The 21,716-nt window shown below is 38.6% G+C and carries 16 protein-coding genes; 13 read left to right on the top strand and 3 right to left on the bottom strand.

What is annotated here, in order from left to right:
• Window positions 1–360 precede the first annotated feature (360 nt).
• Entirely contained in the window at window positions 361–3,210 is a 2,850-nt protein-coding gene (uvrA, locus tag EGI24_RS00235) for an excinuclease ABC subunit UvrA (RefSeq protein ID WP_255046368.1), read from the top strand.
• Between the two features lie 3 nt (window positions 3,211–3,213).
• On the opposite strand, the gene EGI24_RS00230 is transcribed toward uvrA, so the two are convergent.
• The gene (locus EGI24_RS00230) at window positions 3,214–3,834 is read right to left on the bottom strand and encodes a LysE family translocator (RefSeq protein WP_255046134.1); all 621 of its coding nucleotides are present in this window, start codon (window positions 3,832–3,834) and stop codon (window positions 3,214–3,216) included.
• 97 nt (window positions 3,835–3,931) lie between these two features.
• Window positions 3,932–4,795, bottom strand: a complete 864-nt coding sequence (locus EGI24_RS00225; protein ID WP_255046133.1) for an AraC family transcriptional regulator — start codon at window positions 4,793–4,795, stop codon at window positions 3,932–3,934.
• Between the two features lie 219 nt (window positions 4,796–5,014).
• Here EGI24_RS00225 and EGI24_RS00220 point away from each other — a divergent pair, with 219 nt between their 5' ends.
• The 12 genes from EGI24_RS00220 to EGI24_RS00165 all read left to right on the top strand — a co-directional run bounded on the left by EGI24_RS00220 (window position 5,015) and on the right by EGI24_RS00165 (window position 20,755).
• The gene (locus EGI24_RS00220; protein WP_255046132.1) at window positions 5,015–6,172 is read left to right on the top strand and encodes a Gfo/Idh/MocA family protein; all 1,158 of its coding nucleotides are present in this window, start codon (window positions 5,015–5,017) and stop codon (window positions 6,170–6,172) included.
• Window positions 6,173–6,189: 17 nt separating this feature from the next.
• Window positions 6,190–7,575, top strand: a complete 1,386-nt coding sequence (locus tag EGI24_RS00215) for a Gfo/Idh/MocA family protein (protein WP_255046131.1) — start codon at window positions 6,190–6,192, stop codon at window positions 7,573–7,575.
• Between the two features lie 238 nt (window positions 7,576–7,813).
• Window positions 7,814–10,870: a TonB-dependent receptor gene (locus EGI24_RS00210; RefSeq protein WP_255046130.1), complete on the top strand. Its 3,057-nt coding sequence runs from the start codon at window positions 7,814–7,816 to the stop codon at window positions 10,868–10,870.
• Between the two features lie 13 nt (window positions 10,871–10,883).
• The gene (locus EGI24_RS00205; protein ID WP_255046129.1) at window positions 10,884–12,551 is read left to right on the top strand and encodes a RagB/SusD family nutrient uptake outer membrane protein; all 1,668 of its coding nucleotides are present in this window, start codon (window positions 10,884–10,886) and stop codon (window positions 12,549–12,551) included.
• Between the two features lie 77 nt (window positions 12,552–12,628).
• Window positions 12,629–13,510 carry a sugar phosphate isomerase/epimerase gene (locus EGI24_RS00200; RefSeq protein WP_255046128.1) on the top strand — a complete coding sequence of 294 codons (882 nt, stop codon included), beginning with the start codon at window positions 12,629–12,631 and terminating at the stop codon, window positions 13,508–13,510.
• 116 nt (window positions 13,511–13,626) lie between these two features.
• Entirely contained in the window at window positions 13,627–14,964 is a 1,338-nt protein-coding gene (locus tag EGI24_RS00195) for a DUF1080 domain-containing protein (protein ID WP_255046127.1), read from the top strand.
• A gap of 60 nt (window positions 14,965–15,024) precedes the next feature.
• Window positions 15,025–17,049, top strand: coding sequence for a glycoside hydrolase family 3 N-terminal domain-containing protein (locus EGI24_RS00190; protein WP_255046126.1), 2,025 nt, complete (start codon window positions 15,025–15,027; stop codon window positions 17,047–17,049).
• 83 nt (window positions 17,050–17,132) lie between these two features.
• Complete coding sequence (locus EGI24_RS00185; RefSeq protein ID WP_255046125.1) at window positions 17,133–18,470, top strand: Gfo/Idh/MocA family protein; 1,338 nt, start codon at window positions 17,133–17,135, stop codon at window positions 18,468–18,470.
• Window positions 18,471–18,577: 107 nt separating this feature from the next.
• On the top strand, window positions 18,578–19,003 hold the full coding sequence (locus EGI24_RS00180) for a hypothetical protein (RefSeq protein WP_255046124.1): 426 nt from the start codon (window positions 18,578–18,580) through the stop codon (window positions 19,001–19,003).
• Between the two features lie 60 nt (window positions 19,004–19,063).
• Window positions 19,064–19,975 (top strand): 23S rRNA (adenine(1618)-N(6))-methyltransferase RlmF, encoded by a 912-nt coding sequence (rlmF, locus tag EGI24_RS00175; protein WP_255046123.1) that lies wholly within the window; start codon window positions 19,064–19,066, stop codon window positions 19,973–19,975.
• A 122-nt stretch (window positions 19,976–20,097) separates the two neighbouring features.
• Window positions 20,098–20,400: a type II toxin-antitoxin system HigB family toxin gene (locus EGI24_RS00170; RefSeq protein WP_255046122.1), complete on the top strand. Its 303-nt coding sequence runs from the start codon at window positions 20,098–20,100 to the stop codon at window positions 20,398–20,400.
• Window positions 20,401–20,404: 4 nt separating this feature from the next.
• Entirely contained in the window at window positions 20,405–20,755 is a 351-nt protein-coding gene (locus tag EGI24_RS00165; RefSeq protein ID WP_255046121.1) for a type II toxin-antitoxin system HigA family antitoxin, read from the top strand.
• Window position 20,756: 1 nt separating this feature from the next.
• Here the strand turns inward: EGI24_RS00165 and EGI24_RS00160 are convergent, their stop codons facing one another.
• Window positions 20,757–21,707, bottom strand: a complete 951-nt coding sequence (locus EGI24_RS00160) for a glycoside hydrolase family 18 protein (RefSeq protein WP_255046120.1) — start codon at window positions 21,705–21,707, stop codon at window positions 20,757–20,759.
• Window positions 21,708–21,716 lie beyond the last annotated feature (9 nt).

Genomic DNA, 21,716 nt, shown 5'->3' with positions numbered 1-21,716 from the left:
CCCTTTCAGGGCTAGTGTATGTTCTTTTGGGGACAAATTAATTGGGCGAAGCACAATTCTAGAATATTTCGGGCCTTTAGCCCTTTAGTATGAAAATTAAGTAATCTATTCCAAAAGCCCTGAAAGGGCGAAATGTTTTAGCTCAGGCCGAATGGCCTGAGAGAGAGGATATAGAATTGAATACAAATGAGCCCTGAAAGGGCGAAAGACATCGACACCAATATTTACAGTTAAAAAATTGAAGGAAACAAATACTCCACCTTTTTTAGCAATTCCGTCTTTATTTCAAACCCAAAAAACCATTCTGCCTTATTTTTGTTTAATTTTGAGGTTCTTACAATTTTCAGCAAAAACTTTAAGGTGGTAGATAAAAAACTCAACGACGTAGAACTTACAGGACACGAACAAATAGAAGTTTTCGGTGCTCGTGAACACAACCTCAAAAACATTGATGTAGTTATTCCGCGTAATAAATTGGTAGTTATTACAGGCATTAGCGGCAGTGGCAAATCTTCCTTAGCATTTGATACAATATACGCCGAGGGTCAGCGTCGCTACATGGAGAGTTTCTCTGCCTACGCACGAAGTTTTATTGGTGACATGGAAAGACCAGATGTGGACAAAATCAATGGACTTTCTCCGGTAATCAGTATTGAGCAAAAAACGACTTCTAAAAATCCACGTTCTACTGTCGGCACTACTACTGAAATTTACGATTTCCTTCGTCTTTTGTTTGCGAGGGTGGGGATAGCCTATAGTTATGAAACGGGCAAGCCGATGGTTAAACAAACTCAAGACCAGATCATTGAGCAAATATTTGACCAATATACAGGTAAAAAAGTGAGTATTTTGGCTCCTTTGGTTAAAGGAAGAAAAGGTCATTACCGAGAGCTTTTTGTTCAAATATCCAAAATGGGATATCAGAAAGTTAGGGTAGATAATGAGGTATTGGACGTTTCACCAAAAATGCAGCTCGACCGATATAAAATACATGATATTGAAATCGTTGTTGACAGAGTTTTACCTAAAGCTGAAGATAGATTTAGAATTAGTCAGTCGGTGGGAACAGCCCTAAAACTCGGAAAGGGTTCGGTGCTTTTATTGGATGAAAAAGGCAATGTGCAATATCTTTCGCAAAACCTTACAGATCCGGAGGCAGGCATAAGTTACGAAGACCCTTCTCCCAATTCCTTCTCATTTAATTCACCTTATGGAGCTTGTCCAAGCTGTAACGGCATGGGTGTGGTGGAGGAAATCACCGAAGAGTCAATCATTCCAGACCGAACACTGTCTATTACTCGTGGAGGAATAGCTCCTTTGGGCGAATATCGCGACTTGTGGATTTTTAAACAAATAGAAATAATTCTTAAAAGTTATAAGTCTTCCATCAGTGTTCCGATAGAGAAAATACCTGAGGAGGCTCTAAAAACCATTCTTTACGGCAGTGAAGAACCAGTTGCAGTACCTTCAAAAAAATATCCAGGAACAGATTGGAATACCAATTTTGAGGGAATAATGAATTTCCTTAAAAAACAACAAGATTCGGATTCAGACAAAATACAGGACTGGATAAAAGACTTTATGCTTATCAAAAAATGCCCTGAATGTAATGGTCAAAGGTTAAGAAAAGAGTCGCTTCATTTTTTGATTGATGACAAAAACATTGCCGAGCTATCTGAAATGGACATTGCTGATTTGTCAGAATGGTTTGGATCTTTGGAGAAAAGATTAAACGATCGTCAAAATCAGATTGCTACCGAAATTTTAAAAGAAATAAAGAAGCGTATAGGCTTTTTGTTCGGAATTGGCTTGGATTATTTGACTTTGAACAGGCCACTAAAAACCCTTTCCGGTGGTGAAGCTCAGCGTATCAGATTGGCAACCCAAATAGGGACTCAGCTAGTAGGCGTTCTCTATATCATGGATGAGCCGAGTATAGGTTTGCACCAAAGAGACAACGTAAAACTCATTACTGCTCTCAAAGATCTTCGTGACCTTGGAAATACAGTTTTAGTTGTTGAACACGACAAAGACATGATGTTGGAGTCAGATTATATTTTAGACATAGGTCCCGGTGCTGGCCGCCATGGGGGCAAGGTAGTGAGCTACGGAACACCAGAGGAGTTTATAGCCAAAGGAGGCATAACGGCAGATTATCTGAGTGATAGGGTTAAAATAGAAGTTCCCAAAAAACGAAGAGAAGGAAACGGAAATTTCCTTAGTATAAAGGGAGCAGTTGGGCACAATCTGAAAAACGTAAATCTTAAGTTGCCACTGGGAAAAATAACCAGTGTAACAGGCGTAAGCGGTAGTGGAAAGTCCTCATTGATCCATGAAACACTATTTCCTATCCTCAATCACTATTTTTTCAGAGCAAAAAAAGAGCCATTAGAATACAAAAAAGTAGAAGGACTTGAGCATATAGACAAGGTAATTGAGGTAGATCAGTCGCCAATCGGTCGCACACCAAGGAGTAATCCTGCTACTTATACAGGCATGTTTTCTGACATTCGGACATTGTATGCTGAACTTCCTGAATCCAAAATTAGAGGGTATAAACCTGGACGTTTTTCTTTTAATGTAAAAGGTGGCCGCTGTGAAACTTGCGAAGGTGCTGGTATGAAAAAGATAGAGATGGATTTCTTGCCAGATGTACATGTAGAATGTGAAACCTGTAAAGGAAAGCGGTTTAATAGAGAAACCCTAGAAGTAAGGTTTAAAGGAAAATCTATCTCAGATGTGTTGGATATGACGGTTGAGGAAGCGATTCCGTTTTTCGAAGTGCAACCCAGAATTAATCGTAAAGTACAGATTTTGAACGATGTGGGCCTTGGGTATATTACACTTGGACAGCACGCCACCACACTTTCAGGAGGAGAAGCACAAAGGGTAAAACTTTCGGAAGAGCTTTCAAAAAAAGATACAGGCAAAACGCTTTATATTCTTGATGAGCCTACCACGGGTTTGCATTTTCAAGACATCAAAAAGCTCTTGGACGTCATTCAAAAACTCGCAGACAAAGGCAACACAATTTTGATTATTGAGCACAACCTAGACGTTATAAAAATTTCCGATCACGTAATAGATATCGGCCCCGAAGGTGGAAACAAAGGCGGCAAAATAGTAGCCGAAGGCACTCCAGAACAAGTTGCTAAAGTAAAAGGGAGTTATACGGGATATTTTTTGAAGAAGGAATTGGGGATAATATAGGGGTCAAAGAACAAACGCCTTTACCAACAAATAACAAGCACCAACAATCAAAAGAGAGCCGACGATTCTGTTCACATTTTTAATGACACTTTCGGTGAAGTAATGAGAAAAAAACTCAGCCAGTCGAACTTTGATGAGATCACTCGTGTAGGTAGTGCAAACGATGCTCAGAAATACCGCCAAAGTTTGGTTTCTGGTAAAATTTGTTTTGCTTATTAAAATGCCTACCGTAGCAAACCAAAACACAAATACGCTAGGATTTAACCCATTGAAAGCAAATCCTTTAAGTATGTTTTTTAGTTTTTCTTTGGGATTGAGTTTAACTGGCTTTTCCGATTTCTCAGATGGTTTTTTAAGAATCGTAAAAAATCCGTATGCCAATATAAAGAAACCAGCATAGCCTTTAGCACTTTCTATAAAAGTGACATTTTGAATTAGAAAATTTACACTTAAAAATGCTACCGTCAAAAATACCAAATCATTCAATGCCACGCCCGTTGCAAGATAACTTGCAGAAGATTTTCCTTCAACTAAGCTCGTATTCACCAAAAAAAGAAAATAAGGCCCGACCGAAACGGCCAAACCTAAGCCTATGGAGATTCCCGTAAGAATGGCGTTTAGCATGGAAGATTATTTATTAACACGAATTATAAGCTATAGATTTTTCTTTCTCAAATTTACATATTTGTTGAGAATTTTCATGTTATCTTATTTTTAATTCTCAATCCAAATAATTCATTCTGTAAGCGAGAGGCGTGATTTTCTTAATGGCTTTAAATTGACGGTTGAAGTTGGATAGGTTATAAAAACCACTGTCAAATGCTATTTGGGAAATACTCAATTTGTCATTTTGAAGCATCTTGCAAGCATATTCAATTCTGATATCGGTCAAGAAATTGGAAAAAGTTTTACGCGTTCTTTTCTTGAAATATCTACTAAAAGCCGACTCGCTCATGTTGGCCAATTGAGCCACATCGTCTAATCGAATTTGATTTTTGAAATTCTCACTTACGTGCTCTAACACCTTTTTTATACGATCCGAATCCACCTCGTTTCTGATTTGTATTGGGTCAGTTGAGAGAAATTCCAAATCTCTACTTTTGGCCATATCGTCTAACACTTCCAAGAATTTTAAAAGTCGAGCCATGCCCTCCAAATTAAACATTTCAACAAATTTCGGATGAATATTTGCAGAAGTTTCTTTGCTAAATTGTAAACCTCGTTTAGCTCTTTCCAATAGATTTTTAATACTATAGCTTTCGGGAGTTTCCCAAAATTGATTGCCAATAAAGTCAGAATTAAAATGTACAACCATTGACCTAGCTCTTAGGTTTGGGTTGTTTTTCATATACGCATCGTCACTTTTGTAATAGTGAGGTAAAAAACTTCCAATCATGCACAAATCTCCAGGCTCAAAATCAGTAATACTACTACCCACATACTTTTTGCCCGTACTTTCCAACATCAGAACAATCTCTATTTCAGGATGATAGTGCCATGGTGTTGGGAAATTTGGCCCATCCATTTTAATCAAATTAAACGACGTATCAGCAGGGTTTGAAATTTTTAGAAGCTGAGGTTTCATGAGAATTGGTATTTTTTTTCCAAAAATATAATAAAACTGTCATATAATTATCATGCACTCACCTGTTTTTAAGACTATTTTTACATAAACTGTAATTTTACTGTCAAAATATCACCACAATAAGCATCTGTTTAGTAGTTTTTGATAAATCTAAACCCTATTTTTGTTAAAATTCTTATATAAAATAATATTATAATAAGAGAAATTCAACCTTTGAATATGAAAAAACAACAGGATAGGAGAAGTTTTTTGAGAGAAACTTCGTTGAAATTGTCGGGTTTCGGTATGTTGCCATTTTTGGGAGATTTTGAGTCTCAGCCAAAATTTTACACTGAAAAGGCCCCGGTATTTGTTAAAAACTTAGCACCCAAAATAAAGTTTGGAGTTATAGGTATCAACCACGGTCACATATACTCCATGGCTAATGCTATTATTAGAGGAGGAGGAGAAATGGTTGGTTTTTATGCAAAAGAAAATGATTTGGCCTCCGACTTTTCGAAACGATTCCCAAACGCTCCTCGTGTAAACAATGAAAATATTCTTTTAGATAACAAAGAGATTCATCTTATACTGAGCTCGGCCATTCCAAGCGAGCGAGCAGATATTGGCATTAAAGCCATGAAGGCAGGTAAAGACTATATGGTAGACAAGCCTGGGCTTACCGATCTCAAACAACTCAAAGAAGTTAGAAAAATTCAGAAAGAAACGGGTCGTATTTTCTCCATAGTCTATAGCGAGAGATTCGAAAACCGAGCGACCGAAAAAGCCAGTGAGTTGGTAAAAGCTGGTGCAATTGGAAAAGTATTGCAGACCATCGGTATGGGACCACATAGAATGAACCCAAAGACTCGGCCTGAATGGTTTTTTGAAAAGAAATATTTTGGAGGAATAATTACAGATATTGCTTCGCATCAGTTTGACCAATTTTTGCATTTTACCAGATCTACTCAAGCCCAAGTGGTGGCTTCTCAAGTAGGGAATTTTAACAACAAACAATATCCCACTTTCGAAGATTTTGGCGATGTAATGCTCAAGGGAAACCAGGGAATGGGTTATATCCGCGTGGATTGGTTTACACCTGATGGTCTCAAAACTTGGGGAGATGGTAGATTGACGATTCTTGGAACAGAAGGTTTTATAGAAATCAGGAAAAATATAGATATAGCCAGAAAGGATATTGGCAACCACCTTTATATGGCGAACAACAAAGAGACTGCCTACTTCGACTGCAGTGAGTATCCACTTTCTTACGGAGAAAAACTTGTAAACGACGTGATTAACCGGACAGAAACTGCCATGACCCAGGATCATTGTTTCTTGGCCATGGAACTCGCCCTAAAAGCCCAAAGTAAAGCCCAAAAAATAGAAATCGTTTAAATCATCAATATTCAATTATGGAAAGAAGAGAATTTTTAAATAAGACCTTAAAAACTGCTGCATTAGGGATTGCGATGCCCACCATTGTGCCATCTTCGGTTTTTGGTAAAAACGCCCCTAGCAATAAAGTGAATATTGGACAAATTGGCTGTGGCAGAATTGCCCGGGATCATGATTTAGCCAGTACATTGAAACACGATTCTGCTAGGATAATGGCGGCTTGCGATGTAGATAGAAACAGGCTCGAAGATGGTAAAAAGCTAATTGATGGTTATTATGCAAAAAAGACGGGTAACGATAAATACATGGACACCAAAATGTATGACGATTATCGTGAAATGTTGTTGAACAAAGATATTGATGCAGTAATGATCAGCACGCCCGACCATTGGCACTCACAACCAGCCATGGAGGCCGCTTTGGCCGGGAAGCATATCTATTTACAAAAACCAACTTCTTTGACCATCTCTGAAGGTAGGCAACTGGCTCATATTGTAAATAAAACAGGTGTGGTTTTTCAAGTTGGGACTCAGCAGAGATCTTCTCCACAGTTCAGAATAGCGGCGGAGTTGGTACGAAATGGTAGAATAGGTAAGTTACATACTGTTAAAATTGGTTTGCCTGGAGATCCCGCAGGCCCTGCAGCTCCTGAAATGCCAATTCCAAAAGGATTCAATTTTGATATGTGGCTAGGTTCTACACCGAATATGCCTTACACGGAGATTGGTGTTCACCCACAAAAAGGTTATGACAGACCAGGTTGGCTTAGAATGGAGCAGTTTGGGGCGGGAATGATTACAGGTTGGGGTCAACACCATTTTGACTCAGCTGCATGGGGGATGGACACCGAACTTACTGGACCAATATCTGTAGAAGCCGTAGCTGAATTTCCAAAGGCAGGGCTCTGGAATGTACATGGCGACTTTATGGTAAAAGCCGAATATGCTAACGGAATAAGTATGTACACCAGCGGTGGCTATACCAATGGCATAAGGTATGAAGGAACTGAAGGTTGGATTTTTGTTTCACGAGGAAACTATGTCGCTTCAGCAAGTGATCCAATTTCTGCGGCCAAAAGTGCAAAAGCCTTAGATGCGAGTGATCCTAAAATATTGACTTCTGTTATAAAAGATAATGAAATAAAACTACAAGTAAGTGAGGAGCATCACCTCAACTGGTTAGAAGGAATCCTCAAAAAAACGCCTGTACTTTCTCCAGTAGAAATTGCACACCGAGCATGTTCGGTTTGTTTGGTGAGTCACGTGGCCATGAAAATCCCTGGAAAATTACTTTGGGACCCTAAAGCCGAAAGATTTACGAATAATGAGCATGCAAATAAATTGCTCAGCCGATCACAAAGAACGCCTTACGGAACTGATAAAATTTTTGCAAAATCCAAGTAAGTTTTTAAAAAATTTTATTATGACACTTTATCGACACTTTTTTGGCTATTGTCGTCAAAATCGTATCATAAATTGCTTTTTTATTGGAAGGTAAGTCATCCTTGCCATACTAATTTTGTATAAATTCTAAGAAAAGTATTCATTTTCCAAGAATGTCATATTTTTCTTTGTTTTTAAGAAGTATAAAATAACGTAGAACAATTAAGATTTTTTCAATTTTTTAACCAATTTTTTAACTATGAAGAAAAGTTTACTTTTCCTTTTTGGAGTGCTTTTTTGCCTCCAATCGCAGTTTGTAGCGGCTCAGTCAAGAGCAGTTACAGGCAAGGTAACGGATGCTGGTGGCAATGGCCTTCCAGGTGTGAGTGTAACGGTGAAGAGCTCTACAAATGGAGCTGTAACAGATGGTGATGGAGCGTACAGTGTTAATGTACCAAGTGACAAAAACACTTTGGTATTTTCTTACATTGGTTATGTTTCGCAAGAGGTAACTATTGGATCTAAAAGCCAAATCAATGTTTCTTTAGTAGAAGACGCAACTGCCCTTTCAGAAGTGGTTGTAGTAGGATATGGTACTCAGAAAAAAAGTCAGATGACGGGTGCGATTTCACAGGTAACAGCCAAGCAAATCACAGAAATGCCACTAACCTCTCTTGGACAGGCATTGCAAGGTCGTGCAGCTGGTGTGGACGTTTCTCAGTCGGGTTCTAAGCCTGGTTCTGCTCCAAGAATCCTAATTCGTGGTCGTAGGTCATTTAACGCTGGTAACGACCCACTTTATGTAGTAGATGGTATTCCGCTTTCTGCTGGATATGAAGACATCAACCCAAATGACATCCAGTCAATGGAAGTACTAAAAGACGCTACAGCTACTGCCATTTATGGTGCTAGAGGAGCAAACGGTGTAATCTTGGTAACGACCAAAAGAGGTGCTAACAAAGGAAAAACTACGGTAACTTTTGACACTTATGCGGGTGCTTCAAATGCTTACAGTAAGTTAGAGCTTTTTTCAGGAGATGAATTTGCAGAATATGTAAGAGAGGCTTATAGAGCTACTAACTTATATAAAGACGCTGCTGGAAATGCAGTTCCAACTGGTAAATCAGATCCAGCGGCTGATGCCAAAATTGCAGTATTAGGTGGAGACCCTAACGTAGCTGCAGGTATAGCAGCAGGTAGAAATACACAATATCAGGACCTAATCCTTAGAACAGGTATGATGCAAAACCATACGATTGGTGTACAAGGTGGTAATGAAAGAACCTCTTTCTATATTTCGGGTGGTTTTTTCCAAGATAAAGGAATTACAAAGCTTTTGGACTTTACACGTCATTCACTTCGTGCTAATATTGACCACCAAGTAAACAAAAGATTGAAAGTAGGTATGTCAACCTATATGATGTACTCAGTAAGAAACGGTGAAAACCTTAATCCTTACGGAAATACGCTTAATGCAAATCCACTTGGTGCTGCTTATAATGCAGATGGTAGCTTAATATTTGAGCCAACAAATGATGCATTATTATCAAACCCACTTTCCGAGGTTGTGCCAGGCGTTAATATCGATAATACCAAAAAGTATAGAATATTCAACTCAATTTATGCTGAAGTAAAAATAATCGATGGGTTGACTTATAGATTAAACCTTGGTCCTGACTTTACACAGCAGCGTTGGGGTAGATTCATTGGATCTGAGACGAACGCTCGTCGTCGTGGAGATGCTCAAGCATTCAACGAGAACCGTTTTGGTTTCAACATGACCATGGAGAATATCTTGAACTATAGCAAGACCTTCGGCAAACATACTTTGAATGTTACCGGTGTTCAGTCAATTCAAAAAGATAACTTCGAAAGATATAGAACAGAGGTACAAGGAATACCTGCTCAGGCACAATCGTTTTATAGTTTAAATTCTGCCACTTCTGTTTTGGGGGTTCAATCTAGTCTGACACAATGGACGATTAACTCATTTATGGGTCGTGTGAATTATTCATTTAATGATAAATATTTGTTGACTGCCACATTACGTCGTGATGGTTCTAGCCGATTTGGAGAAAACACCAAATATGGTAACTTCCCTGGAGTAGCTGTTGGTTGGAACATTACCAACGAAGACTTCATGAAAAACGTCACTTTTGTAGATATGTTGAAACTTCGTGGTGGATGGGGAAAAGTGGGTAACCAAGGGGTTGCACCTTATCAAACACAAGGTTTATTGGCTCGTACTACTTATGCTTTCGGTGCAACTGGAGCATTTGGATTTAGACCAGGAACAATCAGTAACCCTGATTTGAGATGGGAATCTTCTTCTAATGCCAATATTGGTTTAGATTTCTCAGTTCTTCGTGGACGTGTACAAGGATCGTTGGAATTGTATGAAACCAATACCAAGAGCCTATTGTTGAATGACTTCTTGCCAGGTTCTGTTGGATTCAACTTCTTCAGTAACAACGTAGGTCATACAAGAAACAAGGGTATAGAGCTAGGTGTTACAACGGTTAACGTGAATACAAAAAATGGATTTAAATGGACTACTGATTTCCAATTCACTAAAAACAAAGAAGAAATCGTAGAATTGTATAACGGTAAAGTAGATGACTTGGGAAATAGATGGTTCATTGGCTATCCTTTAAATACTTACTTTGATTGGAAGAAAGAGGGTATCTGGCAAAGCAATGAGGCTGATCAAGCCAAAGCTTTTGGTTCTGAAGTAGGTCAAATAAAAGTTCAAGATACCAATGGCGATGGAAAAATAACTGCAGACGACCGTGTATTAGTAGGTACTGATGTGCCAGATTGGTCAGGGGGTCTTACAAACAGATTCGAATTCAAAGGATTCGATTTAAGTTTCTTCTTCGTTGGACGTTTTGGTAATACTATTTTGTCAGGTTTCCACAGAAACCAACTACAATTAGCTGGTCGTTACCAACAAATCAAAGTGGATTACTGGACGCCAAACAATCCTACCAATGAGTTTCCTCGTCCAAAAAGCAACCAAGAGTTCCCAGTTTACAACTCTACTTTGTTTTACTATGATGGTACTTTCATAAAGTTGAGAAACATCAACTTCGGATACACATTTAGCAAAGGTATTGCCAAGAAAATCGGTGCAGAGTCTGTTCGTTTTTATTCTTCAATTCAGCAGCCTAAGATTTGGTCAAGCTATATGTCTAAATACAATGGTGTAGATCCTGAAGCGGCGATTACAACTTCTGCCACAGGCTTAACAGCGGTTACTAGTGATGTTACACCGTCAACAACGGTAACTACATTTGGTCTAAATATTAAATTCTAAAGCATTGATTATCATGAACATAAATAAAATAAAAGGATTTGCACTAGGTGGCTTGTTACTTTTGAGCACCTCTTGCCAAGATTTACTGAAGGAAGAAGTAATCTCCAACATCGGTAATGATTATATGAATACAGCCAAAGGATTTGAGGATGCTACCAAAGCTGCATATTCTTCGCTGAGAACATTTTACGGTACGCAGTTGGGTCTTACTTTGACTGAATACGGTACTGATATTTATGCTACAGGAGCCGACGGTGGTTATAAGGGATTTCATTTCTATGATAATCAGATACAACCAACGGTTGATTACATGAACATCCTTTGGGACGAAATGTATAGAGGTATAAATACTTGTAATGCTGTTATTGCGAGATCAGCTGCAGTTACAGGTGTTTCTGATGCTACTAAGAAATTAAGAATTGCTGAGGTTAAGTTTTTAAGAGCTCATTATTACTATATATTGTTACAACAATACGGGCCTTTAGATTTAAGATTAACCGAAACTTTGGCTCCTTCTAAAGAAGCAAAGAGAAATTCTGAAGCGGAGGTTTATGCCCAAATTATCAAAGATTGTAATGAAGCAATTGCTGACCTTGAAAATAAAGCACATTCAGCAGATTACGGTAGAGCTACTAAGGCTTCAGCAGAAGCTCTATTGGCTAAGGTATATTTGGCTAAGGCCTATGGCCCAAATAAGGCAGCGGATGATTTTCAGAAAGCGGCTGACTTGTGTACTAACCTCATCACTAAGTATACTTTCAAATTGTTAGATGATTTTGCGGCAGTGCACAACGAAGACAACCAACAGAATGCAGAGGTAGTTTTTGCTGTTCAATATACTACAGACCAAATCTCTAACGCTACCAATGTTGGCGGAGAAGGCGGTGGTGGTAATAACTTACACCTATTCTTTGGTATGCAATATGATACACAAGCTGGTATGGTACGTGATGTTTTCTATGGCAGACCATTTAAGCGTTTGAGACCAACTAATTTCCTTCTTAATACAGTTTTTGCTGACAGAGTAAACGATTCTCGTTACAAAAAGTCATTTAGAGATACTTGGAAGTCTAATAGCCCTGGTACTTTTAATACATCATTTGACAATTCAAAGGCTAAAGTAACTTTTGCTGCTGGTGATACGACCATCTTTATCCCAGGATACGAAATGAGCAAAGAAGAAAGAGCTACCAAGAAATACCAAGTATTGGTGCCAAGTGCATACAATGAAGCACTTTTCCCAACCTTGCAAAAATTCTTTGATACTAAGCGTTCTGACAGAACAGAGCCAAGAGGTTCAAGAGATCATTTTGTTTGGAGATTGGCGGATATACATTTAATGAGAGCAGAAGCTTTGTTCCAAATGGGTAAAAAAGCAGAAGCTTTGGCTGACGTAAACATAGTAAGAGAAAGAGCTGCTTGGCCTGGTAAAAAAGATGCTATGAAAATTACTGCTGACCAACTTACATTTGACTTTATCGTAGATGAGCGTGCTCGTGAGTTGGCAGGTGAACAAACACGTTGGTTAGATTTGAAGCGTTGGGGTTTATTGGTGGATAGAGTGAAAAAACACAATCCACAAGCTTCAGCAGTTGCGGAGAAACACTACTTACGTCCAATACCGCAAACGCAAATTGACCGTGCAGCTAAAGGTACATTTGCACAAAACCCAGGATATTAATTTAGACCTTTTTAATACGCATAGAAACCCCGAAGAGATTCGGGGTTTTCTTTTCTATAATTCAACCAAAAATAATCATGAACAGACGTAGATTTATTCAATCAGCAGCAAGTTTGGTTTTGGCATCTCAGTTTGATGCCTTTGCAGCCAAATACAACCAAAAAATGGCCTATTCAGCCATCACATGGAGTGGAAACGACCTTGTAGCCATTAAAGACATTGCTGCCTTAGGTTATAAGGGCATTCAGTTAAGAGCCAATACTTACCCTATTTTTAAAGATAAACCGGAGGATTTAAAGCTGACCATAGAATCGGCAAAATTAAAATTGGCGATGTTTTCTAGTGGAAATGTCGGCATATCAGACGATATCTCTAAAGATACCCAAACGCACTTAAATCACGCAAAATTTATAAAAGCTTTAGGCGGTCAGTCGTTACAGATTACCAACACATCAAGACCAAAAGACAGACAGCCAACCAAAGATGAACTTACGAAGTATGCTAAAAATATGTCGGCAGTGGCTAAAGTCGTTCTTGAAGAAACGGGAATTCAGCCGGCCTATCACAACCACATGCATCAGCTAGGGGAGACGCCTGAGGAAATAGAAATTATCGTTAACGAGATGGATAGTAGATATATAAAACTATTGCTCGATGTAGCACATTATCACCAAGGAGGTGGCGTGCCAGCCGATGCTGTTTTAAAATACAAAGATATCATTTATGCTACCCATATAAAAGACACACGTCCTGATACTGAGAATAAATCAGGCTATAGATTTGTGGAACTTGGACAAGGGAAAGTAGATTTTCCTGCTATTTTCAAAAACCTCCATAAAATAGGCTTCAAAGGTTGGAATGTCATAGAATTAGATGCCGTTCCTGTAAAAGGAAGAACCGCATTGGAGTGTGGACAAATAAGCAAAACGTATTTGGAAACAATAAAGGTGAAATTTTAACACCTTTCTGGCCCAAACTGTTAAATAAGCATCAAAATTTCATATTTTTTCGCTTTTTATCTATCATTCGGGAATAATAATATTAGGTAATTTTGAGTAATATTCAATTATAAAATATGAAAAAACTAATATTGTTATTCCTTTTGTTTTCTTCGGGATTGTCAGCACAAAAATGGACAAGCCTTTTCGATGGAAAAACTTTAAAAGGCTGGACCCAAAGAGGTGGAAAAGCAATTTATAAAGTAGAAAATGGTCAAATTGTAGGTCAAACCATAAGCGATACTCCTAACTCATTTCTTTGCACCGATAAAGATTATAGTGATTTCATTCTTGAGCTTGATCTTAAACTTGATGATGAAATGAATGGTGGTGTGCAATTTCGAAGTTTGTCAAAGCCAGATTATCAAAACGGAAGAGTACATGGGTACCAAATGGAAGTGGATCCTTCTACAAGAGCTTGGTCAGGTGGTATTTATGACGAAGGCCGCAGGGATTGGTTATATAATTTAAACCACAATCCAGCTGGTCAAAAAGCATTTATAAAACTAGGATGGAACAAATACCGAATAGAGGCGATTGGCAACACTTTAAGAACTTTTATAAATGGAGTACCCACAGCACATGTGATTGACGACATGACCGCCAAAGGGTTTATTGCCCTTCAAGTGCATTCTATTTATGCAGCCATGAAGCCAGGAATGACCATTAGATGGAAAAATATCAGAATTCAAACAGAAAATCTAAAGCCTAGTCCTTTGGATGAGTGCCCAGTAGTAAATCTTCTTCCTAATAATATTTCAGAACAAGAAAAAGCTCAAGGGTACAAGTTACTTTTTAATGGTCAAAACTTGGATGGTTGGAAAAACGGCAGTAGCACCGCTGCACCAGATTCTCGCTGGAAAATAGATAATGGTGTTTTGGCCATTACATCCAATGCTACAAAAAGCCCTGGGGTAGATTTGATTTCAGATCAAAAATATGGAGCCTTCGAACTTCAGTTTGACTTTAAACTGACAGATGCTGCAAACTCTGGCGTAAAGTACTTTGTTGAAATGCTCGGTGAAGAAGGAAAAAAATCTCCATTGGGCCTAGAATATCAAGTGCTAGATGATGAAAAACATCCGGATGCCAAACAAGGCGTGGTGGGCAACCGCACCATAGCCAGTTTGTATGACCTTATTCCGTCTGATAAGTTAGACAAACGTTTTCAGAAGAAAATTGGAGACTGGAACCAAGCCCGTGTAGTTGTGATGCCGAATAATACGGTACAACATTGGCTAAATGGCTTCAAGGTTCTTGAATATCAACGAAACAGCAATATTTTCAAAGCACTAGTGGCTAGAAGTAAATATGCCAAAATTGAGGGTTTTGGATCAGGTGAAAAAGGGCATATATTGTTGCAAGATCACAGCGACAATGTGTTTTTCAAAAACATAAAAATCAGAGAATTTTAACAAGTTTTCTAAAACCCTTTTAAGTCTAATTAAAATTGTAAGTTAATAATTGAGCAAAATATGAATAAAATACTGTTTATTTTCCTTTTTTCAGCCACCTCGCTCTTTGCTCAAAAATTTGTTCAGCCAATTTTGGGTGCCAAAAGTACGAAAATAATTAAGTCAGCAAATTTAGAATTTAAGGACTTAAACAAGAACGGCAAACTTGACAAATATGAAGATTGGCGTTTACCAGCTGATGTGCGTGCGAAAGACTTGCTATCAAAAATGACCATGGAAGAAAAAGTAGGCTTCATGTTGATCAGCACCACGAGAATGGCAAACGATGGAGGTTTTGGTCCTTCAGCTAATCCGAATGCTCCAATTTCAAGTGGTTTTAATGAGGAAGATTTGGTACAAAATGTAAATATGTTTACACGTAAACCATTGTCTGAGCCCAATATGTCTGCCTCTGGTACAACCAAGGCTGTTACAGAAAGACAGTTAAGACATTTTATATTAAGGGCCAATACCTCAGCCAAAACTATGGCAGAGTGGTCTAATAATTTACAGGCACTTTGCGAAACCACAAGGTTGGGAATACCAGCTATTGTTGCTTCAAATCCAAGAAACCATATCACCACCGATGCCGCAGTGGGCTTGAGTGTGGGAGCTACTGCATTTTCAAAATGGCCGGGCGAATTGGGTATGGCTGCCATGCGTGATTTCAAACTTACCAGAGAGTTTGCAGAAATTGCCGCAAAAGAATGGACTGCGGTAGGTTTGCGAAAAGGTTATATGTATATGGCAGACTTGGCTACAGAACCCCGCTGGAATCGCACGGAAGGGACATTTGGAGAAGATGCAGATCTTTCCTCTGCTATGATTCGTGAGATAGTTTTAGGTTTTCAGGGAAATAAATTAGGCAAAAATTCTGTAGCGATGACCACCAAACATTTTCCCGGTGGTGGCCCTCAAGAAGGTGGTCAAGACTCGCATTTTGATTGGGGAAAATTTGCCCATTATCCCGGTGGAAATTTTAATGACCATGTGAAACCTTTCATTGCAGCTATAAATGCAGGTACCTCTTCTATAATGCCTTACTATTCAGCACCAAAAGGCAAGGAGTTTGAGGAAGTTGGTTTCTCATTCAACAAGGCCATTATTGATGATTTATTGCGTAAAAAGTTAGGTTTCAAAGGCATAATAAACTCTGATACGGGACCTATAGAAATGATGCCTTGGGGAGTAGAATCTCTGAGCATCGAGCAGCGATATGTAAAAGCCATAGAGGCTGGTGTGGATATTTTTTCGGGAGCGGCGGATCCAACAGTATTGCTCAATACCGTAAAAAAAGGTTTGGTAAAAGAATCTAGAATTAACGAGTCAGTGAGTAGGTTGCTAAAAGAAAAATTTGAATTGGGCTTGTTTGAAAATCCTTTTGTAGATGTCGAAAAAGCTGAAAAAATTGTTGGAAATTCGGAATTCCAGCAAAAAGGAGACTTGGCATTAAGAAAGTCTATCGTTTTGTTAAGAAATGATGAGAAATTGTTACCCATCACCAAGAAAACAAAAGTTTACTTTGAATATTACAAAGAAGATGGTGGTGGAAGAGGGCCGCAGGCACAAGCTCCAAAGTCTCCAATAAAAGTCTTAAAACCCGACACGAAAGCCGAAAACATCGAGTTTGTTTCTACTAAAGAGGAAGCTGATGTGGTTCTCTTGTGGCTTTTTCCTACTACTGGTGGTTTATTTAGTTCTGGCGGAAAACCTATAGAATTGAGTATTTCAAAAAACAAAGTTGATGTGTCCCATGTCAATGATTTAATTAATAGCAAACCGACAATTGTGGTGATAAATTACACCAATCCTTGGGTGATAGATGAGATTGATAAAGGAAAAGCAGCAACTATTTTGGCTACTTTTGGTACTTCTGTCGATGCTTTGATAGATGTTATTTCTGGCAGATTTAACCCAACTGGTAAAATGCCTTTTGCTACGCCAAGTTCGGAAAAAGCTGTGTCAGAAAACAAGTCAGATTTGCCTGGGAGCAAAGAAAATCCAGGTTATGCCTTATTTAATTTTGGCCAAGGATTGAGTTATTGATTTAATTTTTTTCAAGAAAAAACAGTAATAATTTTAATAAAACAGTATTTTTATAGTTAGAAAATTTCAACCAAAATATCAGAATGACAACAAGAAGAGAATTTGTTAAAAAATCGATAATGGCGGGTGTAGCCACAGGGTTTTCTGTAAAAAGTTACGGAAAAATCATAGGTGCAAACGACCGCGTAAGAGTAGCATGTGTGGGTTTCTCTGACCGTCACCGTGCATCGCATGTAGGTCCTTTTGCAGCATTGCAAAAAGAAATGAACTTCGAAATGGTGGGCCTTTCAGACATCTGGAATCGCCGTCGTGAAGAAGGTAAGGCGTTTTTGGATAAGCAGTTAGGAGCCAATGTACAAGTTTACAGAAACAATGAAGAACTTTATGCTTCTAAGTCTGTAGATGCCGTAATGATGTCAACAGCCGATTTTCAGCACGCTTTGCATACTATCGAGGCAGTAAAAGCTGGCTGCGATGTATATGCAGAAAAACCTTTGGCAGAAACCATGGCCGACAACCGTGCAGTATTGAGAGCCGTGAAGGACTCGAAGAAAATCGTACAAATAGGTTCGCAAAGACGTTCGGGAGCCAACTATCACGCGGCCGAAGATTTTATTAAATCAGGTAAATTTGGCGATATCAAAATGGTGGAGTTGATGTGGAACGTAAACCAACCTGGCCGTTGGAGACGTCCTGACTTAGTTGCCAGCCTGAAAGAGTCTGATGTAGATTGGAAACGATATTTGATGAACCGTCCTTATGAGAAATTTGATCCTCGTAAATATTTAGAATACAGATTATTCTGGCCGTATTCATCAGGTATACCTGGTCAATGGATGAGCCACCAAATAGATACGGTTCACTGGTTCTCAGGTTTGAGTCACCCGAGAAGTGTAGTAGCCAACGGCGGTATTTACCAATGGCAAGATGGCCGCACGAATGCCGATACATTGACGGTTGTTTTTGATTACGGCCCTGCTGACCAACCACAAAATGGTTTCCAAGTGCAGTTTACAAGCAGATTCTCAAACTCGGCCGGTGATACCAAAGAGCTATATTATTCAAACGGAGGTATGATCAACTTGGATACCAACGAAATCTCTGACACAGGTGGTTTACGTGAGCGAGAGGCCAAAGCAATGGGAATGAAGGCAAACTTACTTTCACCATTGAAATTGGAAGGCGACAAAGTAGCTTCTGATGCCAACACAGGTGGCGACCCTTTGACATTTGCTCACATCAGAAACTGGATGGAGTGTGTGCGTAGCCGTAAAACTCCAAACGCTCCAATTGAAGCTGGATACCAGCATTCAATAGCCACTATGATGTCAAATGCTGCCTATAGAACTGGCTTAAAAATAACTTTTGATGCAAAAGCTCAAGAGATATTAGCTGGAGGCAAGCCATGGAAGCCATTTTGATTGGTTATTGATTTGAATAATTTATAGGAAGGAGAGTCTTTTGGCTCTCCTTCTTCATTTCCAACCAAATCCGAAAGTTCCGAATCATTAAAGAAAACGCTATAAATATGACCCGACTATTGTTTCTTCTATTCGGATTGGTTTTGAGTGCCGCACAATGCGAAGCCGATGTTGATCCTGAACTTTCAAAGCTTGATGGCAAATGGATTATGTATAAAATCGGAGTCGGTTATCCTCCGCCCAATGGTCCGACGGAATTGTTTCCTACTGAAACAGAAACTTTAGAGATTGATGCCAAGGCACGTACTTTGATACGAAAAGTAAACGGTGTAGTGACGGAGTCTACGAAAATTGAAATAGGGAATCATCCCAAAAATTCCCCAAATCCACGTTTGGCTTTGGTTTTTTTGGAGTCCAAAACTTACTCTTTTTTAAGAATAGACGAAACCAAGGGAGAAATAAGTTTATATCAAAAATGTCCTTTAGAAGCTGAACTGGCCGATGGAGGTGCTTTTTATTATAAGAAACAATAAGTTTAATTCTTCACCGACTTCTCTAGTAATTGGGTAAATTTGTATCGAAATTAATGGTCAATGCCCAAAGAAATAGCCAAACAAAAACTCAATCTACATCCTCGAAATAAGCATCGAGGGCAATATGACTTTGAAGCTCTCGTAAAGACATTGCCCGAACTTTCAAACCATGTTTTCGTTAATCCATTCGGTTCCCAGACAATAGATTTCTCAAATCCTAAGGCTGTAAAAACACTCAATGAAGCACTTTTGGCACATTATTACGGCGTAAAGAACTGGGATATCCCTGCAGGTTATCTCTGTCCACCAATTCCTGGTCGTGCGGATTATGTGCATTATTTGGCCGATATTTTGGCAGAAACCAACAACGGAATTATTCCAATAGGCAAAAACATAAAATGCCTTGATATTGGAGTAGGAGCTAATGCTATTTATCCGATAATTGGCCATTGTGCATATGGTTGGAGTTTTGTAGGAACAGATATTGACCCTGTTTCTGTAAAAGCAGCCAATGCAATTGTGGGTTTTAATGAAGTTTTAAAGGATGGAATTGAAATTAGATTGCAAAAAAACAAAAATCATTTTTTCCAAGGTATCATAAAGCCGAATGAAAAGTTTGATTTGACCATTTGTAATCCACCATTTTATACTTCAGAAGCCGATGCCGCTGCACAAAATTTGCGAAAAACAAACAACCTATCTGGAAAAAAACAGGACATTCCAAAGCTTAATTTTGGAGGAAATTCTAACGAGCTGTGGTGTGAGGGTGGAGAACTGAAATTTATCATTTTAATGATTCGAGAAAGTATAGAATTCTCTGATGCTTGCCGTTGGTTTACAAGTTTGGTTTCAAAAAAAGAGCATCTCGATAGAATTTACAAAGAACTTGAAAAGGTAAAAGTGAGCCAATTCAAAACAATTGAAATGGCTCAAGGACAGAAGGTCAGTCGATTAGTAGCTTGGAGATTTTAAAGTAGGGCGATTTTTCAGATCTCTGATAAAATATATTCAATATTTGAGTTTTAGTTTGTTTTTGAAAATATTGAAGATTTTTAAGTTCCAACTTTTGGAACTTTTCTTACATTTGTAACATTATGAGAATTATAGCAAAAGGCACACTTTTAAAATTTTGGGAAAAACATCCTGATTCAAAGATTGGCTTATTGAGTTGGTATGAAAAAATGAGCAAGAATTTTTATAAAACACCGCAAGAAATTGTTTTGGATTTTAAGGATGCTGATTATGTTGGAAATGATCGAATTGTATTTAATATCGCTAAAAACAAATTTCGGCTTGTAGTTTCCTGCAACTTTAAATTTAAGGCTATTTGGATAATGTTTGTAGGCACTCACAAGGAATATGATAAAATAGACGCAAAAACGGTAGATAATTATTGAGATTATGGAAATAAGACCTATCAAAAACGTAGAAGAATACCAAACATCTCTTCGTTATTTAAAAGATGTTTGGCACGCAGAACCTAACACAAAGGAAGGAGATCAACTTGAACTTTTGTTGCTTGTTATTGAAAAGTACGAAGCAGAGCAATTTCCTATTCCTAAACTTAATCCCATAGAGGCAATAAAGTACAAGATGGAGGAAAACAACCTAAGTCAAAAAGACTTGGTTAAATATTTGGGTACAAAATCTAGAGTATCCGAAGTTTTAAATGGGAAAAAGCCACTTACACTGAGAATGATTAAGAACCTACACAAAGGATTTGGAATCTCTGCCGAAACACTACTGGCATAGATTAGTGTTTAGCTCCCCGCTCAATCGCCTTCAAAAGCGACCATTCATCGTTGGTGTCGCTAGAAATTTCCCAAATCATCACACCGGCCAAACCTTGTTTTTTGGCCAATTTGGTTTTTTCTTCAATGGTAAGCATTCCGTTGTAAAACGCACCTTTCCAGTAATCGTCGAATGGACTTGCCCCGTCTTTTAGTAAGTCTTTATAGCTCGGGCCATAGTTGCCCATGCCCTTTTTGGAGTAAAATGGCAATCCCAATGTCGCTTTTTTAGCAGGTAAGCCTCTTTCAATCAACCAATAGTCGAGGCTTTTAATAGCCAAAGAATAAGGTGAATGTGCCACTACATAATTTGGGCCGTAATCATCGTCATAAGCCATAAGGTTGAGCCAGTCCATTTTTTCGAAAACCTCGTTTTTGGTTCCATAGCCTTTCTTTCCATACGAAATTACGGCTGCTGTTAGCTTTTTGTTTTCTTTGTGTAGGGCATCCGCCATTTCGGTTACCAAAGCCACATAATGGTCAGCAGATGGACTTTCTTCGTCTGGATATTCCCAGTCGAAATCCACACCGTCCATGTTGTATTTTTTTACAAAGGCCATTATGTTTTTCACAAAAGTGTGTCTTCCCTCTGCTCGCTCTGCCATTTTATGGAATCGGGTATCGTCACCACCACCATCTCCAATTCCCCAGCCGCCCACTGAAATAAAAATTTGTTTGCCATTTTTGTGTATAAATTTTTCGGTTCTTATAAGGTTTTCAGGATTCCCAATGGGCAACAAGGTATCGCCCGATTTGGCTGGAATCGCGAAAGCATAGTTGATGTGTGTTAGCAAATTTATCTGAATTTCTTCGGGATTTTTGGTGGGTGTGTAATATCCAACTACTTTGAAGTCTTGAGCTAATGAAAATAAAGATTGGCAAAATAGTACGGTCAAGAACAAGAATTTTTTCATGATGAAGTT

Origin of the sequence: Lacihabitans sp. CS3-21 (assembly GCF_024343675.1) — a bacterium.
Lineage (GTDB): Bacteria > Bacteroidota > Bacteroidia > Cytophagales > Spirosomataceae > Leadbetterella.
This window is presented reverse-complemented; position numbering and strand designations above follow the sequence as displayed.

Excerpts from the sequence above, each read along its gene's own strand:
- EGI24_RS00230 (WP_255046134.1), bottom strand. The coding sequence starts at position 3,834 with ATGCTAAACGCCATTCTTACGGGAATCTCCATAGGCTTAGGTTTGGCC.
- EGI24_RS00225 (WP_255046133.1), bottom strand. The coding sequence starts at position 4,795 with ATGAAACCTCAGCTTCTAAAAATTTCAAACCCTGCTGATACGTCGTTT.
- EGI24_RS00220 (WP_255046132.1), top strand. The coding sequence starts at position 5,015 with ATGAAAAAACAACAGGATAGGAGAAGTTTTTTGAGAGAAACTTCGTTG.
- EGI24_RS00215 (WP_255046131.1), top strand. The coding sequence starts at position 6,190 with ATGGAAAGAAGAGAATTTTTAAATAAGACCTTAAAAACTGCTGCATTA.
- EGI24_RS00210 (WP_255046130.1), top strand. The coding sequence starts at position 7,814 with ATGAAGAAAAGTTTACTTTTCCTTTTTGGAGTGCTTTTTTGCCTCCAA.
- EGI24_RS00205 (WP_255046129.1), top strand. The coding sequence starts at position 10,884 with ATGAACATAAATAAAATAAAAGGATTTGCACTAGGTGGCTTGTTACTT.
- EGI24_RS00200 (WP_255046128.1), top strand. The coding sequence starts at position 12,629 with ATGAACAGACGTAGATTTATTCAATCAGCAGCAAGTTTGGTTTTGGCA.
- EGI24_RS00195 (WP_255046127.1), top strand. The coding sequence starts at position 13,627 with ATGAAAAAACTAATATTGTTATTCCTTTTGTTTTCTTCGGGATTGTCA.
- EGI24_RS00190 (WP_255046126.1), top strand. The coding sequence starts at position 15,025 with ATGAATAAAATACTGTTTATTTTCCTTTTTTCAGCCACCTCGCTCTTT.
- EGI24_RS00185 (WP_255046125.1), top strand. The coding sequence starts at position 17,133 with ATGACAACAAGAAGAGAATTTGTTAAAAAATCGATAATGGCGGGTGTA.
- EGI24_RS00180 (WP_255046124.1), top strand. The coding sequence starts at position 18,578 with ATGACCCGACTATTGTTTCTTCTATTCGGATTGGTTTTGAGTGCCGCA.
- rlmF (WP_255046123.1), top strand. The coding sequence starts at position 19,064 with ATGCCCAAAGAAATAGCCAAACAAAAACTCAATCTACATCCTCGAAAT.
- EGI24_RS00170 (WP_255046122.1), top strand. The coding sequence starts at position 20,098 with ATGAGAATTATAGCAAAAGGCACACTTTTAAAATTTTGGGAAAAACAT.
- EGI24_RS00165 (WP_255046121.1), top strand. The coding sequence starts at position 20,405 with ATGGAAATAAGACCTATCAAAAACGTAGAAGAATACCAAACATCTCTT.
- EGI24_RS00160 (WP_255046120.1), bottom strand. The coding sequence starts at position 21,707 with ATGAAAAAATTCTTGTTCTTGACCGTACTATTTTGCCAATCTTTATTT.